The organism is Pseudoduganella rivuli (genome assembly GCF_009674485.1).
GTDB classification, from domain to species: Bacteria; Pseudomonadota; Gammaproteobacteria; order Burkholderiales; family Burkholderiaceae_D; genus Rugamonas; species Rugamonas rivuli_B.
In genome coordinates this window covers 44331-62922 of record NZ_WKJJ01000024.1, presented here as the reverse complement: position 1 = coordinate 62922, position 18592 = coordinate 44331, and the positions used below count along the sequence as shown (strand labels likewise).

Here is an 18592-nt window from a genome sequence, read left to right as displayed (position 1 = left end):
TGTCAGAGCAAGTCTGAACCAATACAGTTTAGTTAATGATGGCTGGCCGCAGGCCAGCGTTCATTTATTTGCCAGCCGCGAAGTGCTGCACGCAGCTCCAGGGCAGGAAGTCGTCGACGCGATTGACCGGATGATCGGCGATGTGCGCCAGCACATGGCGCAGCCAAGCTTCAGGATCAACGCCATTGAGCTTGGCGGTGCCGATCAGGGAGTAAATGGAAGCAATCCGTTCACCGCCGCTGTCGGCCCCGGCAAAGAGGTAGTTCCGCCGGCCGAGGGCGATGCCGCGCAGCGCCCGCTCTGCGGCCGAGTTGTCGATCTCGATCCGTCCATCGTCACGGTAACGCGTCAGCGCCGGCCACAGCTTCAAGGCATATAGGATGGCGCCAGCGGTATCGGATTTACGCGACAACGTTTCCAGCGTGGCGCGCAACCATCGTTCCAGGTCATCGAGTAGTGGTCGTGCTTTTGCCTGGCGTACCAGACATCGCTGCTCTGGTGGTTTGCCGCGCACTTCGGCTTCGATGGCGTACAGGGCACCGATCCGATCCAGCGCTTCGGTTGTGATGGCCGAAGGCCGCACGGCATGCAGGTCATGGAACTTTCGACGGGCATGGGCCCAGCAAGCGGCTTCAACCACCTGATTCGTTTCGAAGATGGCGTTAAAGCCGGCATAAGCATCGGCTTGCAGCACGCCCTTAAATTCGGCGAGATGGGTTTGTGGATGGATACCTTTGCGGTCCGGTGAGTAAGCAAACCACACAGCCGGTGGCACGTCCGAGGCGCTGTCGCAGTCATCGCGCACATAGGTCCACAGCCGCGCGGTACGGGTGCTGCCATTGCCGGGTGCCAGCACCGGGATCGGCGTGTCGTCGGCGTGCAGCTTGGCAGCGGCAAACACATGCCGCTGCACGGCATCGACCAGTGGACGCAGCAAGGTGTGGCAGGCGCCGACCCAGTTGGCCAGCAGCGAGCGGTCCAGTTTCACACCCTCGCGCGCATAGATCACGCTTTGGCGGTACAGCGGCAGGTGGTCGGCATACTTCGCTACCAGCACGTGTGCCAGCAGGCCAGGGCCAGGCAGGCCACGTTCGATGGGACGGCTGGCCGCCGGCGCCTGCACGATTCGATCGCAGCAGGCGCAGGCCAGCTTGGGACGCACGTGACGGATGACACGGAAGCTGGCCGGCACAAACTCCAGCTGTTCCGATACGTCTTCGCCCAAGGCCTTGAGTTCGCCGCCGCAATCCGGGCAGGCCTCACTGGATGGAAGCAGTACGCGGTCTTCGCGCGGCAGGTGCGACGGCAGCGGCTTGCGTTCGGCCTTCCTGCGCGGCGCCATTTCCACAGGTGCCTGTGCTTCGGCCACCACCGCTTCTGCTTCCAGGTCTTCGAGCTTGAGTTCCAGCTGTTCGATTTGCTGGTCGAGCTTCTCGGAGCGGCGGCCAAACTGCATGCGTCGCAGCTTGGCCAGCACCAGCTTGAGGTGCTCGATTTCGGCCGTGCGGGTCGATAGTTCAGCGGACAGGTGCGCCACGCGCGCTTCGCTGGCCTGCAACGCCGCCTCGCGCGCCAGCAGCATGGCTTTCAAGGCGGCGATATCGTCGGGCAGGTGGGCGGCGTCAAGCATGCGGCCCAGTTTACGCGGGGCGCGCCACGTTTACAAGGCCGACTGCGGGCGCCAGGTGCGCTCGGGCCGGCGCCAGTCGATTCCTTCCAATAGCATCGAGAGCTGGGCCTGCGTCAGCGTCACCGTGCCTTCACTGGCCTGGGGCCAGACGAAGCGTCCGCGCTCGAGCCGTTTGCACAACAGGCATAGGCCATCGCCGGTCCACCATAGCACCTTGACCAGGTCGCCGCGCCGGCCGCGGAACACGAACACGTGCCCGCTGTACGGGTCTTCCTTCAGGGCCGTCTCCACCTTCGCGGCCAAGCCATTGAAGCCGGAGCGCATATCGGTCACGCCGGCCGCCAGCCAGATGCGGGTGCCAGCGGGCAGACCGATCACGGACGCAACCCCTGCAATACCAGCGCCAGCGTGGCCGGATCGGGAGCACCACGAATGCAGACTTTGGCCTGGCCCAACTGGATCTCAATGCTCCCGGCGCCACCGGCACCGACGCCGGGAAGTGCTTTCGGCTCGGCTGCCAACGCCACTGGCAGAAACTGCGCTGTCGTGTCGAGCAAGCCGGCTCGCAGTTGGCGTCGCCAGCGAAACAGCATGTTCGTGTTCAGCCCGTGCTGCAGCGCCAACTGGGCTACCGACACCGACTCATCGCAAGCTTGCTGCGCCAGCTGCCGCTTGAACGCCAGCGGGTAGTTCGTGCTGCGTCGGCGCTTCTTCTGTTCTGCTTCACCTACCAAAATAGTCCCCACCAAAAATAGTGGGGACTACTTTGCGTCTGAAGCTGTCGAGTGTCTACACGGTGCGGAGACGACGCTTACGGCAATTCTCCCTCCCGAAAATTAGTATGAGATGTAGCTCAGAAGTAGTTGACTAAGCAGTCCGCAGCTGGCCGAAGTGCGCCGCGCATCGTGAGGCAAATGGTATCTCAATGCTTCTTTACGGCAAGTGCAGGCAGGGCCAGCCGGCCGTTAGGAGAGGCTCCGGCGCCAATCAAATGATCTGCTCGCTCGGCATTGCACACAGCGCTGGCGATTGCGTAAATAAATCTTGGATCGCGCCGCGGCAGTATCCCGTAAAGCCGGTTGCTTGCCCACAAATCGAGGCCTTGAGCCCGATATTTACTATAAAAAAGTGTGCGTCCATCAAGGTTGCCAACAATCTGATGACTGGATTGGGCATTCACTCACTCTCATGGAGGGGGCTAACAACACTTTTTAGTAGGCATAACCGTTCTAGTACGTACCTAACGCCGTAGTGTAAAGAAGCCCTTGTAACTGATTGAAGTTACAGGGGCTTTTGCATTATGGGATGGTCTGAGACGTAAACAACGGTTTGGCACTTCCACGTACCCGCGCATGACGTAAACAAGTCAGCTCACCAGTTTTATAGCTACTCTAAATTCAGACAGATTGACCCTAGCGGTTCCAGGCGCGAAGAGCGTCCACTAGTGCCTCGATGCGCGTCAGCAGCGTGTCGGGGCGGTCGGCGCAGCCGTCCCAGCGCGCGTGGGTGCGGACGTATTGGTTGGCGATGGCTACCTTGTTGCGGTGCTTCTTCAATACGAGACGGCCGTTGTCGACGTCGAAATGTTCGGTCTGAAGCGCGTGGGGTAGGTAAGACTCGATGGTGTACCCGTCAGTGACCCATGCATGGGTGCGCGCACCTTCGAAGGCGGCTAGCGCGGAGAGGACCCTCTGCTTGGCGGACGACGGGCGCATGCAGATAAGCTTGCCGTCCGGGTCGTCGACGAAGTCCAGGTCGCGGTCCATGACGATGGCGAGGTTGCGGTTAATCCTGAGCATGTCGATGAAGGCATCGATCTCGTCGATGCCGAAGTGGTTCAGCGCCGCGCCGCCATACAGCAAGAACGAATACTCGACGTTCTCTAGCGGTTCCGGCAGGCCCTTGGCTTGGCAGTACAGCTTGATCCAGTGCTTGACGTACAGGCGGTCGGACGGTCCCTCGACCCAAATTACACCGTTGCTTTGCGACAGGTCCGAGCCCTTGATGCCGAGCGCATCGAGCACCCGCCAGGCCGAATCCAAGGTGGACAATTCGGTCGGACGCGCCTCGAACAGCCGCACGCCGTGTGGCCAAGCATTCATTTGCTGGAACACCGTGGAATGAGTGGCAATGAACAGCTGCAGGCGCCGCTTCTGGGCGATGTCGCCGATCCGACGCGCTAGATAGCGCTGCAGGTGCGGATGTAAATGGGTCTCCGGCTCTTCGAGGAGACAGATTGCGCCGTCTGGAACGTGCTTCAGCCAGGTCAGGATTGACCCCAGTTGGCGCCAGCCCGCTGGCAGCGCCGTGACCGGCACCATATTATGCTGACGTGCATCGTCGGAAAGATAGATGCCGACGCGCTCGTCCTCGGCCGCGTAACAAGGCGTCTGGCGGATTTTGCTGCCCACGCCGTCCCAGCCCGGGGGCGCATGGCGATCCATCCATTCCGTTTCGGAGACGATGCCGCACAGATAGACGCGCGCGGCATTTAGTTCGTCTACCAGCGCCGTGGCCGACACAGGCGCGGATGGCTCCCAATAAGCGATCTCGACCCCGAAGCGGGAGAAACCCTGGCGCAGGCACTCACTCGAATCCCCATCGAGTTCGATTTTGCTGATGTTTCGGTTGAAATTGAGGTACTTGTCGTCTCCTTTGCCTCCCAGCAGGGTGACAAACTGGATGTCGAGGCGGCGTGTCGTCCGGTCGATATTGTCAGCGTCCGGTTGGCCGTTGATCGCGTGCGACTTCGCCATGCCGATCAATTGCGCTCCGTCCGACAGGATGATGTCGAAGGCGCTCAATTCGAAGGCCGTCTGGTTTTCGCGCGGTAGCGTCACTAAACGGTCCGGATTGCGCAACAAATCCACTAGTTCCAAAACAGTAGACTTGCCGGCGCCGTTCGCGCCAATAAACACGTTGACGTCGCCGAATTCATGCCATGCGCGTGCGCGCAGCCAAGCCGGGAAAGGATCGCCGGCGGAAAAAACGAAGGGGTTGAGGCGGCGCAGGCCGCAGAATGCGATCTTTTGGATGTGATTGACAGGTTTTTCTTTCGGCACGACCGCTCCGTTGCCTGGGGGGAAACAGGCATTCTACGTAAAACTCGCGATCTCAGCCAAAGAACCGGTCCTGTGGCCCGGCTGGCATGGCGCCTGCGTCCATGACCAGTCCTCAACTTCAAAAAGGGCCCATTTACGGGTCATGGTCACCCCGTACTCTGTGTTCATCATCAACGCAGGAGAAAAAAGATGACAAAAGTGCTGACCCAAGATATCCGCGTGACGTTTGCTCGTATGGCCGATCAGGCGATCATTAATCGCCACGAGCTCGCCGAGCTGCTCTCTACGTCGCCCGAGGCTGTCAGCCAAATGGGCTACCGCAGCGAGTTGCCGATGAGGGCGTTCCCATAGAAGCGCAAAGCGTGTTGGTTTGCGGTCGACATCCGCACTTGGCTCGACGCTGCGGCCGCACGTCTGCAGCTAGCAACCGCCAGCACACCAAGTACAAGTCTAGAGCGCCCTGGGCGGCCACGGCTGTCCGTTCTTTCTAATGCGGAACGACACAGAGATCTATCGGGCTGATCGAAATCGTTGAACTAAACTCAGTTAGTTCAAGGTGTAGAGGTGGCCACGTTGTTTACAAGCGCCGACAGATTGCCCAGCGAAAGGTGTACACGGAGCCCGAAGCTACGGGCGCGATGCAACTGTTGACATCGTTGTTTACGTCCGCAGGTACGCACAACCGTTCTAAACCGATCCCGGAACCGGTTGTGAACCAAGCCCCGTAACGCAATCACGTTACGGGGCTTTTACATTGGCGGTCAGGCGCGCTGGCTCGCAGCCACAGTACGCACGGCCAGCGCTTCCGTGATCCAGCACAGCAGGGCCGCGGCCGGGAAAGCCATGCCGGTCAGCAGGGCCGCCCGCCAGCCGTGGGTGGCCAGCATCCAGGCGCCGGTGGCCGAACCAAGTGCCCCGCCCGCGAAGAACAGCGCAAAGTAAATGCCGTTCAAGCGGCTACGTACTTCCGCGCCCATGGCGAACAGGGCGCGCTGGCCCAGCACCAGGTTGGCGGCCACGCCCATGTCCAGCACGATGGCGGCGATCACCAGCATGCCCAGCGCGACCGGACGCGACGCTGGTTCCCACAGTGGCAGCGCAAAACCCAGGATGCCGAGCAGCAGCGCGCCGGCCGTCGCCGCCAGCGTATGGCCTTTGTCGGCCAGCTTGCCTGCGAAGGGCGAGGCGATGGCGCCTGCCATACCGGCCAGGGCGAACAGCGCAATGCCGGTCTGGGACAGGTGGAAGCGTTCACCTTCCAGCACCAGGGGCGCCACCGTCCAGAACATGCTGAAGGCGCCGAACAGGCCGGCGTGATAAGCCGCCCGGCGGCGCAATACCGGCGTGGTGCGGAACAGGCGCCACAGCGAGCCGATCAGGGCGCCGTAAGTCAGACCTGAAGACGGCACCCGTTCCGGCAGCCGCGCACGCAGCACGAAGGCCAGCAGCGCCACCAGCACGGATGCGGTGCTGAACACCACGCGCCAGCTGGCGTGATCGGCAATCAGGCTGGCAGCGGGACGCGCCAGCATGATCCCCAGCAGCAGGCCGCTCACCACCTTGCCCACCGTCTGCCCGCGCGTCGCCTCGTGCGACAGGTGGGCGGCGAACGGCACCAGCACCTGGGCCGCGACCGAGCCGAGGCCGATGGCCAGCGACGCCAGCAGGAATTGCGTGGCGCTGTGGCTGGCTGCCGCTGCCGCCAGCGCCGCCGCCGCGAACAGCAGGGCGCAGAACACCAGCTTGCGGTTTTCCAGCAGGTCGCCCAGCGGGACCACGAACAACAGGCCGATGGCATAGCCGGCCTGCGTCAGGGTCACAATCAGGCCCGCTGCCGCAGGCGACAAGCCGGTCGCCGCGCTGATGGGGCCGACCAGCGGTTGCGCGTAATACAGGCTGGCGGCAATCAGGCCGGAGGCGCCGGCCAGCAAGGCCACCATGCCGCGTGAAATATCGTTTTTCATGAGGAAACTCCAGTGGTGGAAAGGTTGCAGCCATTGTGCGGGACGGTGCGGCAAAGATAATTAGCAAACAAATGCCCTATACTTTTCACATTAAATGAACAATGAACGTCAGGAGCGCGATGGACCGCCTGAAAGCCATGCAAACCTTTGTCCGCATCGTGGAGGCGAACAGCTACACCAAGGCGGCGGAAACGCTCGACCTGCCGCGCGCCGCGCTGACGGCAACCATCCAGAAGCTGGAAGCCTATCTCGGCACGCAACTGTTGCAGCGCACCACGCGCACGCTGTCGCTGACCAGTGACGGCGCTGCCTACTTCCGCCATTGCATGGCCATCCTTGCCGCCGTGGACGAAGCCGAAGCGCCGTTCCGCGCCAGCGATGCCACGCGGCCGCAGGGCCGGCTGCGCGTGGAGTTGGGCGGCGCGGTGGGCCGCAACGTGGTGCTGCCCCGGCTGGGGGAATTCCGCCGCGCGTATCCGGATGTTGAACTGGTGCTCAGCCTCAGCGACAGGCTGGCGGACCTGGTGCGCGAAGGCATCGATTGCGCGCTGCGCGCGGGCGAGCTGCAGGACTCCGCGCTGATCGGCCGCCAGATCGGCACCATGCGCTTCGTGACCTGCGCCGCGCCTTCCTATCTCGCCGCGCATGGCACGCCGCAATCGCTGGACGACCTGGCGCGGCATACGGCCATCCTGCATTTTTCGGGGCGGACCGGACGCCCCTTCGACTGGGCCTTCATCGATGGCGACGCGGTGCGCAAGATCGACATGGCCGGCATGCTGGCAACCAACGACGCCGAAGGCTACGTCACGCTGGGCCTGCAGGGGCTGGGCCTGATACAGACCGCCACCTACCTGGCGGACCGCCACCTCGCCAGCGGCGCGCTGGTGCAGGTGTTGCACGATACGCCGCCGACGCCGATGCCCGTATCGCTGGTCTATCCGCAGGGGCGCATGGCGTCGCCCAAGATGCAGGCATTCGCGCGCTGGCTGGAAGCGCTGTTTGCCGCCGAGCCGGCCCTGCGGCGCGCTGCCTGATGTCGTTGCGGTTTTTAGAGTCCTTCCTCTAATCGCAGTGCAGCATCTTTAATTTTTATCAATTTATGCCAGAATGAATTCACGAACTTACTGAAGAGCAACAACAATAATCGTGTTTGATTCAGTGTCACCGGCGCGTTCCGCGCCCCCTCTGCCCCGCCTGATCGCCCACGCGACCGGCTTGTGCAAAACGGCATATGCCAACCCCCACTCCCCGAATTCTCCCGTCGCGGCGCCGCCGCCGCGCTGACGGCGCCCGCCTCTTGCGTGCGCCTTCGCGCCGCACGGACGTCGTCCTGTCCGCATCCGTATTCCCAGTCTTCTCCACAACCGAAAGGTATGTATGTCTAGCCTGCTTGCTGGCCCGTTAGTCGGCCTGATGGTAGTCGCCGCTGTATTGTTGATCGTGTTGTTGCTGTTGCTGGTCTCTGGTGTCATCAAGTACATCCCGAACGACCGTATCGGGGTCGTCGAAAAACTGTGGAGCCCTTCCGGCTCCGTGCAAAGCGGGTTGCTCGCATTGAACGGCGAAGCCGGCCTGCAACCTGAACTCCGCCGTGGTGGTTTCCACTTCTTCGCGCCGTTCCAGTACCGCGTCCACATTCATCCCATGGTGTCCGTCACGCAGGGCACCATCGGCTACGTCTTCGCGCGCGACGGCATCGACCTGCCCGCCGGACAGACGCTGGCCGACAATGCCGCCATTGCCGACTTCCGCGACGTGCGCGCCTTCCTTGGCAACGGCGGCCAGAAAGGCCCGCAGCGCATGATCCTGCGCGAAGGGACGCACATCATCAATCCCGCCCTGTTTGTCGTGATGACGGAAGAGGCGACGTACTCGATGTCGCTGGACGCCAAGGAAAAGGCGTATTACGAGCAGATGCGCGGCTTGCTCGATGAACGCAGCGGCTTTACGCCGGTCGTGATCAAGGAAACCACCGGCTCGCACGATTCCGACCAGCTGGCCGTGGTGACGGTGCAGGACGGTCCCGGCCTGGTGAAGGATGAATTGCTGGCGCCCGATGTCGGGGACAGCCACAACGCGTTCCAGGAGCCGGAAAAATTCCTCGCCGCCGGCGGGCGCCGCGGCCGCCAGGAACGGGTGCTGGTGGAGGGCACGTACTTCATCAACCGCCTGTTCGCGACGGTGGAATTCATCAAGAAAACCGTGATCCCGGTCGGCTTTGTCGGTGTGGTGGTGTCTTATACCGGCCACAAGGGCGCCGACTTGTCCGGCACCGAATACACGCACGGCGAACTGGTGGAAAGCGGTTGCCGCGGCGTCTGGCGCGATCCGCTCATGCCTGGCAAGTACGCGTTCAACACGTACGCGGGCAAGATCGAACTGGTGCCCACCACGAACTTTGTGCTGATGTGGAAGTCGGGCGAAAGCGGCTCCAACTTCGACAAGAACCTGCGCGAAATCACGCTCATTACCAAGGATGCATTCGAACCGCAATTGCCGCTGTCGGTGGTGGTGCACATCGATTACCGCAAGGCGCCGATGGTGGTGCAGCGCTTCGGCAATGTGGCGCAACTGGTGGAACAGACGCTGGACCCGATGGTGTCGTCGTACTTCAAGAACGTGTCACAGACCAAGACCTTCATTGAACTGATCCAGTCGCGCAGCGAATTGCAGGCCAACGCGTCGGAAGACATGCGCCAGCGCTTCCAGGCCTATTCGCTGGAATTCCAGGAAGTGTTGATCGGCACGCCGAAACCCCAGGAAGGCGACAACAAGATCGAAAACATCATGGCGCAGTTGCGCGACCGCCAGATCGCGCGCGAACAGGTGGAAACGTTCGCGCAAAAGCAGATCGCCGCCGACAAGGAGCGCGAGCTGAACGAAGCCGAGCAGCGCGCCGCCAAGCAGAAAGAGTTGACCGGCTCGCTGGTGGACATCTCGATCAAGGAAAACCAGGGTGCGGCCAACGTCAAGGCGGCCGAGAAGCGCCGCCAGGAAATCGAGGCGCTGGCGCAGGCCGAACGCTTCAAGCAAGAGATGGAAGGTTCGGGCCGCGCTTCCGCGATCCGCTCGGTGGGCGAGGCGGAAGCGGCGGCGATCCAGGCCAAGTCTGAAGCCATGCAGGGCGAGGGCGCCGACAAGCAGCTGACGCAAACCGTGATGCTGCGCCTGGCCGAAGCGTTTGAAGCGGCGAAAGTGCCGCTGGTGCCGCAAGTGCAGATGGGCGGCGCCGACAGCAACGCCTTCAGCACCTTGCTGGGCTTGATGAGCGCCATCAAGGCGCGTGAACTGGCGGCCACGCCCGGCAAGGAATAACGCCGCGGCGCCATACCCCGCGCCGCGGCGTTATTCCAGCCCGTATTTCGCCAGGATCTTTTTGCTGGCGCCATCGGCCGCCATGGCGTCGGCCAAGCGCTTGAACAGTTGCGCATCGTCCGCCGTGAAATCCAGCGAACCCGCCAGCCAGGCGGTGGTCGTGCGCACCGGCGCGCTGACGTCGAAATCCGCTTCCGCGTGACGGCTTTTCAGCGAGGCGCGGATGATGTTGCGTTCGCCAAACGAAGCGTCGGCCATGCCGCCCACCAGGAAGCGGTGGACTTCGTCGATGGACCGGGCTTCGACAAAGTGGTGGTAGCCCAGTTCCCGCAACATCACTATTTGCGCCGCACCCCGCAGTATGGCGATGCGGGTGTTTTTCATCCGTTCGGGCTGGCCGATGTCGAAGCGTTTGCCGCGCGGGGCGACAAAAACATAATGTTCGTCGTACAGCGGCGCCAGCCAGCGGAATTGCGCTTCCCGCTCCGGCAGCCGGGTCAGCGGATAAATCGCCGTGGCCGGCATGGTGGTGGCCAGGAACAGGGCGCGGCGCCACGGGACGAACGCCGTGTCTGGCGACAGCCCCGCGCGTTTGCACAATTCCGCCACCAGTTCCTGCAATGCGCCGGGGCGTTTCGGCTGGTTTTCCAGCACCAGTGGCGGCAAATGGGTGGTGACGATGCGCATCGCCGCCAGCGGCGCCGCGCCGGCATGGGGCAAGGCCGCACTGAGCGCGGCAAAGGTCAGGAATGGTCTGCGCTTCATGTTGTGGCGAGGGTAGCACTTTCCGCCGCCCGGCGCTTGTCCCATGCCGGCGGCTGCATTACAGTCAGATTGTCGCGCTATCTATATATAACGATGCCATCATGCGACGGCCCCGGGAGACATTGTGACGCGCTGGTCCATCTGGATTGCCCTGGTGCTGGCTTGCCAGTCCGTGCCGGCGGCCGACCTCAAGGTCGGCTTCAATATCGACCGTCCCCCGTACGTGTATGTGGATGGCGCCGGCAATGTGGCCGGTATCGAAGTCGATGTGGCGCGCGCCGCGCTGGCCCGGCTGGGTTTTGGCATGAAAAGCGAAGTGATGTCGAAATCCCGTATGCTGCCGGCGCTGAAAGGCGGGCAGGCCGATATCATCATGTCGGTCCATGGCAAGGACGAGCCGGGCGTGTATTACTCGGACGGCGTGGTCGAGTACGTCAATATCGCGATTTCCCGCAAGGCCGACCGCATCCGCCTGGCCAGCGACATGGACCTCGACCAATACCGCTTCGTCATCTGGCAACGGGGCTGGGCCGACCTGGGACCGGCCTTCGCAGCGCGCTACCGGCCGGATGAACAGGGGCGTTTCCGCGACAATTACTTCCAGAGCAGCACCCAGGATGCCCAGGCCCGCGTGTTCTGGGCGCGCCGGGTCGACGTCATCGTGGTCGACCGCTACGTCTTCCACTGGTACCGGCGCCAGCTGGCCGGGTCCATGAAAACCGACGACGAAGTGGAATACCACGACATTTTCCCCAATACCACCGTGTTTGCCGCCGCCTTTGCCGACCGCGACGTGCGCGACCGTTTCAATGCGGCGCTGAAAGCCATGCGCGCCGACGGCGCCTACCAGGACATCGTCAACCGCTACCGCTAAACGGCGAACAGGGGCGGGAAGGGCGGTCTGCTTGTCATCTGCCGGTTGTATTTCCTTCATAAAATAAGCTGTGCCAACCTGTCTAGCCACTTCGTGGTGACAGCTTGTCACTTGCATGACTGCCTAGTTGCAGACCGGAGACAATGCGAAAAAAGGTGCCCCAAGGCAAATTTTGCCTGGAACACTTACGTTATACTCGTAATTGCGTCCCGTAAACTTTAGCCGTTAAAAGTTTACTTAACGAAAGGCTTGCAGCGGTCGCTTTGTACTTGGCGCACCGTCGGATTGAGGGCCAAACTGCCCCCTTTTGTTTACTAAAGTAAACGGCTCTGTTGTCGTTAAGAATGAAAAGCGGAGTCTTCGGCGACTGGTTTCAGCAGTTGTGAACACAAATTCAAGCAAGACTTTTTAAAACATCGGTAGGGAATGGCGCCAGTCGGCTCCCTTTCATACCCACTCAGAATTCTGTAGTACCCCTAGGAGAATGAAATGAGCATCGTCACCAGCTTGACTACGTTGCAGATTGCTAATTTATCGACTTTGCAGATTGCCAGTCTGGCGACCTCCGACATTGCCGGTTTGAATACCGACCAATTCGGTGCTCTGACCACGGATCAAATGGGGGTATTTACTTCGTCCCAGATCCCGGCATTCAATACGGCCCAGCTGGGTGTGTTGTCCACGTCGCAGGCTGCGGCGATGACCTCGTCCCAGTTCGGCGCGATCACCACGCTGCAAGCCGCCGCGCTGAACACGGATGCGCTGGCTGCGATTGAAACGTCGGACATTACCGGCCTGCGCAGCAACGCCATCGCAGCCCTGAAGTCGACGCAACTGTCCGTGCTGACCACCGACCAGATCGGTTCGCTGGGCACCAACCAGATTGCAGCAATGACCACGCTGCAACTGTCGACCGGCCTCGCCACCAACCAGATCGTCGCCCTGACCTCGACCCAGGCTGCCGTCCTGAGCTCCGCGCAAGTGGCTGCGCTGTCGTCCGACTCCATCGCCGCGATGGAAACCGACGACATCAGCGCCCTGAAAACCAGCGCGATTGCCGGCCTGAAAACTGTACAGATGGGTGTCCTGACCAGCGACCAGGTGGTTTCGCTGAACACCCAGCAAGTTTCCGTATTCGGCAGCGCACAAGTGGCCGCACTGACCACCAATGCCGTCGCTGCGATGGAAACCAATGACCTGGCCGCGCTGAAATCGAGCGCCATCGGCGGCTTGACCACCGATCAGATCGTCGCCGTCACCACCGACCAGATCGGCGCACTGACCAACGCCCAAGTCGGCGCACTGAACACCAACCAGCTGGCCAATGGCTTGTCCACCAGCCAGGTTGCAGCAATGAATTCCAGCCAACTGGGCGCCCTGTCGACGGTCCAGTTCGGCGCACTGTCCAGCGATGGCATCGCCGCGATTGAAACGTCCGACCTGGCCGGCCTGAAGTCGAGCCAGATCGCCGCCCTGAAAACGGCCCAGGCTGCTGCCCTGACCACCGACCAGGTTGCCAACCTGGGCACCAACCAGATCGCCGCACTGACCACCAACGTGCTGGCCAATGCCCTGTCGACGTTGCAAATCGTGGCCCTGAACACGGCCCAGGCTGCAACGCTGAGCTCGTCGCAAGTCGCTGCCCTGACCTCCGACTCCATCGCCGCACTGGAAACCGACGACCTGGCCGCCCTGAAAACCAGCGCGATTGCCGGCCTGAAGACCGTGCAGCTGAATGCGCTGGATACCGAACAGGTCGTGGCACTGGGCACCAACCAGGTTGCCGCCCTGTCCAGCCTGCAAGTATCGTCGCTGAGCACCGCCGCCATCGCCGCCCTGGAAACCAATGACCTGGCCGCGCTGAAATCGAACGCGATTGCCGGCTTGACCACCGACCAGGTGGGCGCCATCACCACCGACCAGATCAGCGCGCTGACCTCGGGCCAGGTACTGGCCCTGACCACCAAGCAGTTGGCCGAAGGCTTGACCACCAGCCAGGTGGCCGCCCTGACGTCGACCCAGCTGGGCGCACTGAACACCACGCAATTCGGCGCGCTGACGTCCGACGCCATCGCCGCGATCGGCACGGATGACATTTCCGCACTGAAGACCAACGCGATTGCCGCACTGAAGACGCACCAGGCTGCCGCACTGACCACCGACCAGGTGGGCGCACTGGGCACCAACCAGATCGCCGCGCTGACCACCAACGTACTGGCCAACGGCCTGAACACGGCGCAAATCGTCGCGCTGAACACGGCGCAGGCTGCAACGCTGAGCTCGTCGCAAGTGGCCGCGCTGTCGTCCGACTCGATCGCCGCCCTGGAAACCGATGACGTGGCCGTGCTGAAGTCCAGCGCGATTGCCGGCCTGAAAACCGTGCAGCTGAACGCCCTGGATACCGACCAGATCGTTGCCCTGGGCACCAACCAGGTTGCCGTGCTGTCCAGCGCCCAAGTTGCCGGCCTGAGCACCGCCGCCATCGCCGCGCTGGAAACCAACGACCTGGCCGCACTGAAGACCAACGCGATCGCCGGCATGACCACCGACCAGGTGGCGGCCCTGACCACCGACCAGATCGGTGCGATGACGTCGTCGCAAGTCGGCGCCATGACCACCAACCAGCTGGCCAACGGCCTGTCCACCAGCCAGGTGGTCGCGCTGAACTCGGCCCAGCTGGGCGCCCTGAACACTGTTCAGTTCAGCTCGCTGTCGACCGAAGCGATTGCCGCGATTGAAACGTCGGACATCATCGGCCTGAAGACCAACATCATTGCCGGCCTGAAGACCCACCAGATCGCCGCACTGACCACCGACCAGGTCAACAACCTGGGCACCAACCAGGTCGCCGCGCTGACCACCAACGCCCTGGCCAACGGCTTCAACACCGCCCAGATCGTTGCGCTGAACACCGCGCAGGCTGCAACCCTGAGCTCGGCTCAAGTCGGCGCGCTGTCGTCCGATTCGATCGCCGCCCTGGAAACCGACGACCTGTCCGTCCTGAAGTCCAGCGCGATTGCCGGCCTGAAAACCGTGCAGCTGAACGCCCTGGATACCGACCAGATCGTGGCCCTGGGCACCAACCAGGTTGCCGTACTGTCCAGCGCCCAAGTGTCCGGCCTGAGCACCGCCGCCATCGCCGCGCTGGAAACCAACGACCTGGCCGTGCTGAAGACCAATGCGATTTCCGGCATGACCACCGACCAGGTGGCGGCCCTGACCACCGACCAGATCGGCGCGATGACGTCGTCGCAAGTCGGCGCCATGACCACCAACCAGCTGGCCAACGGCCTGTCCACCAGCCAGGTGGTTGCGCTGAACTCGGCCCAGCTGGGCGCCCTGAACACGGTTCAGTTCGGCTCGCTGTCGACCGAAGCGATTGCCGCGATTGAAACGTCGGACATCATCGGCCTGAAGACCAACATCATTGCCGGCCTGAAGACCCATCAGATCGCTGCACTGACCACCGACCAGGTCAACAACCTGGGCACCAACCAGGTCGCGGCCCTGACCACCAACGCCCTGGCCAACGGCTTCAACACCGCCCAGATCGTTGCACTGAACACGGCGCAGGCATCCATCCTGAGCTCGTCGCAAGTGGCTGCGCTGTCGTCCGATTCGGTCGCCGCGCTGGAAACCGACGACCTGTCCGTGCTGAAGTCCAGCGCGATTGCCGGCCTGAAGACCGTGCAGCTGAATGCGCTGGATACCGACCAGATCGTGGCATTGCAGACCAACCAGGTTGCAGCCCTGTCCAGCTCGCAAGTTGCCGGCCTGAGCACCGCCGCCATCGCTGCGCTGGAAACCAACGACCTGGCCGCGCTGAAGACCAATGCGATTTCGGGCATGACCACCGACCAGGTGGCCGCCATCACGACCGACCAGATCGGCGCGATGACGTCGTCGCAAGTGGCCGCCATGACCACCAAGCAACTGGCCGAAGGCTTGACCACCTCGCAAGTGGTGGCCATGACGTCGTCGCAGTTGTCCGGCCTGTCGACCGCACAGTTCGCTGCGCTGACGTCCGATGCGATTGCCGCGATTGAAACGTCCGACATCATCGGCCTGCGCACCAACGTGATCGCCGCACTGAAGACCGTGCAGGTTGCCGCGCTGACGACCGACCAGGTCGGCGCACTGGGCACCAACCAGATCGCCGCCCTGACCACCAACGCGCTGGCCAACGGCTTCAACACCGCCCAGATCGTTGCACTGAACACCGCGCAAGCTGCGACGTTGAGCTCGGCACAGGCAGCAGCCTTGTCGTCCGATTCGATCGCCGCCCTGGAAACCGATGACCTGTCCTCGCTGAAATCCAGCGCGATCGCCGGCCTGAAAACCGTGCAGCTGAACGCACTGAAGACCGACCAGATCGTCGCCCTGGGCACCAACCAGGTTGCAGCACTGTCCAGCGCACAAGTGGCTGGCCTGAGCACCGCCGCCATCGCCGCCCTGGAAACCAACGACCTGGCCGCGCTGAAGACCAACGCGATTGCCGGCATGACCACCGACCAGGTGGCCGCCATCACGACCGACCAGATTGGCAACATGACGTCGGCCCAGATCGCTGCGATGACCACCAACCAGCTGGCCAACGGCGTCACCACCAGCCAGATCGTGGCCATGACCTCGGCCCAGCTGGCCGGCCTGTCGACGTCGCAGTTCGGCGCGCTGTCGTCCGACGCGATTGCCGCGATTGAAACGTCCGACATCATCGGCCTGCGTACCAACGTGATCGCCGCACTGAAGACGCATCAGATCGCTGCACTGACCACCGACCAGGTCAACAACCTGGGCACCAACCAGGTTGCAGCCCTGACCACCAACGCCCTGGCCAACGGCTTCAACACCGCCCAGATCGTTGCACTGAACACGGCGCAGGCATCCATCCTGAGCTCGTCGCAAGTGGCTGCGCTGTCGTCCGACTCGGTGGCTGCGCTGGAAACCGACGACCTGCAGGCACTGAAATCCAGCTCGATCGCCGGCCTGAAAACGGTACAGCTGAACGCGATGGACACCGAGCAGATCGTTGCCCTGGGCACCAACCAGGTTGCCGCGCTGTCCAGCGCGCAAATGGCTGGCCTGACCACGGCGGCTGTCGCTGCGATGGAAACCAGCGACCTGGCTGTCCTGAAATCCAGCGCGATCACTGGTCTGAACACCGACCAGCTGCGCGCCATCACGACCGACCAGATCAGCGCCCTGGGCACCAACCAGATCGCTGCACTGAAGACCAGCCAGCTGACCGACGGCTTCACGACGTCGCAAGTACTGGCCATGACGTCGAACCAGCTGGCGGCACTGACCACCGCGCAGTTCGGCGCCCTGACCTCCGACCAGGTTGGCGCAATCGGCACGGATGACATCAGCGCACTGAAGACCAACGTGATCGCCGCACTGAAGACCCTGCAAGTTGCGGGCCTGACGACGGACCAGATCGGCGCCCTGGGTACCAACCAGGCTGCCGCCCTGACCACCGCCGTGCTGTCGGTTGGCTTCAACACCGCGCAGATCGTTGCCCTGACCTCGGCCCAGGCTGCGGTACTGAGCTCGTCGCAAGTGGCGGCCCTGTCGTCCGACTCGGTGGCGGCGCTGGAAACCGATGACCTGTCTGCACTGAAGACCTCGTCGATCGCCGGCCTGAAAACGGTCCAGCTGTCGGCCCTGTCGACGGATCAGATGGTCTCGCTGACCACCGGCCAGGCGGCCGCGCTGACCAGCAGCCAGATGGCAGGCTTCAGCACGGCAGCGATTGCCGCGATGGAAACCAGCGACCTGGCTGCCCTGAAGACCTCGGCCATCAGCGGCCTGACCACGGATCATGTGGCCGCGCTGACCACCGACCAGTTGATCGGCATGACGACGGCGCAGTTCGCCGGCTTCACCAGCACCCAGATCAAGGCGCTGTCGACCACGCAGATCGCCAATATCGAGACCAACGATATGGCTGCGCTGAAGACCGCGACGATCCGCGCGCTGACCACCGACCAGGTGGTGGGCCTGACCACGCTGCAAATCTCGACCCTGGCCAGCGCGCAAGTGTGCGCACTGACCTCGGATCAGATCCAGGCGATGACCACGGATCAGATCGGCGCCTTCCACAGCCCGTTCTACACCCCGATCGTGCTGGACCTGAACAACAACGGTATCGATACCCTGGCGTTCAACGCAGGTGTCCAGTTCGACATGCAGGCGACCGGCTCCAAGGCTGGCACCGGCTGGGTGGGCGGCGGCGACGGCTTGCTGGCCCTGGACCGCAACGGCAACGGCGCCATCGACGATGGTTCCGAACTGTTCGGCTCCGGCACCACCCTGGCGAACGGCCAGAAAGCCGGCAACGGTTACGAAGCCCTGGCTGAACTGGACAGCAACGGCGACGGCGCCATCACCAGCGCGGATGCCGCCTTCGGCAGCCTGAAAGTGTGGGTGGATGGCAACGCCGACGGCGTCAGCGATGCAAGCGAACTGAAATCGCTGGCAGACCTGAGCATCAGCAAGCTGAACCTGAACGGCAAGTCCGATGTGTCGCTGAACAACGGCAATATCGTGGGGATGACGTCCACCTACGAAACCGCCGATGGCCAGACCCACGCGGCAGCCGACGTCTGGTTCGCCGGCAGCAACGTGACGCCGGGTGCAGCCGACCTGCGCGGCAACGTCAGCGGCCTGGTGCAGTCGATGTCGACCTTCGGCAGCGCGGCGCCGGTAGCAAGCGGTTCGCTGACCCTGGAAGCCGGCAGCAACGTCAACAACAGCGTGGCGACCCTGGCGGCAGCGATTGGCCAGTTCGATGCGGCCAAGCTGAATGGCGCGGCAGACCTGGCAGCCACCGACAGCGACCTGCGTCTGAAGGCACTGTCCAGCAGCGCCGGCCTGGGTGGCATCCTGGCTGCAAAATAAACGGTAGCGGGCGGGAGCGATCTCGCCTTGCGCTGAAAAACGGCAAGACTGCGGTCTTGCCGTTTTTTTTTCTAGAGGA

General features: G+C 62.7%; 12 protein-coding genes. 5 read left to right on the top strand and 7 right to left on the bottom strand.

Translation table 11 applies throughout. From position 1 onward, the window contains the following. Positions 1-64: 64 nt before the first annotated feature. The 5 genes from tnpC to GJ700_RS36330 all read right to left on the bottom strand — a co-directional run bounded on the left by tnpC (position 65) and on the right by GJ700_RS36330 (position 4692). Positions 65-1630 (bottom strand): IS66 family transposase, encoded by a 1566-nt coding sequence (gene tnpC / locus GJ700_RS29420; RefSeq protein WP_154380756.1) that lies wholly within the window; start codon positions 1628-1630, stop codon positions 65-67. A gap of 30 nt (positions 1631-1660) precedes the next feature. Then, on the bottom strand, positions 1661-2008 hold the full coding sequence (gene tnpB / locus GJ700_RS29415) for an IS66 family insertion sequence element accessory protein TnpB (protein WP_371868193.1): 348 nt from the start codon (positions 2006-2008) through the stop codon (positions 1661-1663). Then, a complete protein-coding gene (gene tnpA, locus GJ700_RS29410; RefSeq protein WP_154380754.1) occupies positions 2005-2364 on the bottom strand; it encodes an IS66-like element accessory protein TnpA in 360 nt (119 codons plus the stop codon). Before tnpA ends, tnpB begins: the two co-directional genes overlap by 4 nt. A 188-nt stretch (positions 2365-2552) precedes the next feature. Next, positions 2553-2810, bottom strand: coding sequence for a hypothetical protein (locus GJ700_RS29405; protein ID WP_154380752.1), 258 nt, complete (start codon positions 2808-2810; stop codon positions 2553-2555). A 232-nt stretch (positions 2811-3042) separates the two neighbouring features. Next, positions 3043-4692: an ATP-dependent nuclease gene (locus tag GJ700_RS36330; RefSeq protein WP_154380750.1), complete on the bottom strand. Its 1650-nt coding sequence runs from the start codon at positions 4690-4692 to the stop codon at positions 3043-3045. Positions 4693-4881: 189 nt separating this feature from the next. Between GJ700_RS36330 and GJ700_RS29395 the strand changes: the two genes are divergently transcribed. Beyond that, on the top strand, positions 4882-5043 hold the full coding sequence (locus GJ700_RS29395; protein WP_154380748.1) for a hypothetical protein: 162 nt from the start codon (positions 4882-4884) through the stop codon (positions 5041-5043). Between the two features lie 410 nt (positions 5044-5453). On the opposite strand, the gene GJ700_RS29390 is transcribed toward GJ700_RS29395, so the two are convergent. Continuing rightward, positions 5454-6656 carry an MFS transporter gene (locus GJ700_RS29390; protein WP_229507318.1) on the bottom strand — a complete coding sequence of 401 codons (1203 nt, stop codon included), beginning with the start codon at positions 6654-6656 and terminating at the stop codon, positions 5454-5456. A 119-nt stretch (positions 6657-6775) separates the two neighbouring features. On the opposite strand from GJ700_RS29390, the gene GJ700_RS29385 reads away from it, so the two are divergent. Both GJ700_RS29385 and GJ700_RS29380 read left to right on the top strand, forming a co-directional pair. Next, positions 6776-7693, top strand: coding sequence for a LysR family transcriptional regulator (locus GJ700_RS29385; RefSeq protein ID WP_154380746.1), 918 nt, complete (start codon positions 6776-6778; stop codon positions 7691-7693). Positions 7694-8072: 379 nt separating this feature from the next. Next, positions 8073-9974 (top strand): SPFH domain-containing protein, encoded by a 1902-nt coding sequence (locus GJ700_RS29380; RefSeq protein ID WP_154380744.1) that lies wholly within the window; start codon positions 8073-8075, stop codon positions 9972-9974. Between the two features lie 30 nt (positions 9975-10004). On the opposite strand, the gene GJ700_RS29375 is transcribed toward GJ700_RS29380, so the two are convergent. After that, the gene (locus GJ700_RS29375; protein WP_154380742.1) at positions 10005-10739 is read right to left on the bottom strand and encodes a substrate-binding periplasmic protein; all 735 of its coding nucleotides are present in this window, start codon (positions 10737-10739) and stop codon (positions 10005-10007) included. A 124-nt stretch (positions 10740-10863) separates the two neighbouring features. Here GJ700_RS29375 and GJ700_RS29370 point away from each other — a divergent pair, with 124 nt between their 5' ends. Together GJ700_RS29370 and GJ700_RS29365 are read left to right on the top strand one after the other, a co-directional pair. Continuing rightward, positions 10864-11613 carry a substrate-binding periplasmic protein gene (locus tag GJ700_RS29370; RefSeq protein WP_154380741.1) on the top strand — a complete coding sequence of 250 codons (750 nt, stop codon included), beginning with the start codon at positions 10864-10866 and terminating at the stop codon, positions 11611-11613. Between the two features lie 489 nt (positions 11614-12102). After that, positions 12103-18513, top strand: a complete 6411-nt coding sequence (locus GJ700_RS29365; RefSeq protein WP_154380739.1) for an SPM autocatalytic domain-containing protein — start codon at positions 12103-12105, stop codon at positions 18511-18513. Positions 18514-18592 lie beyond the last annotated feature (79 nt).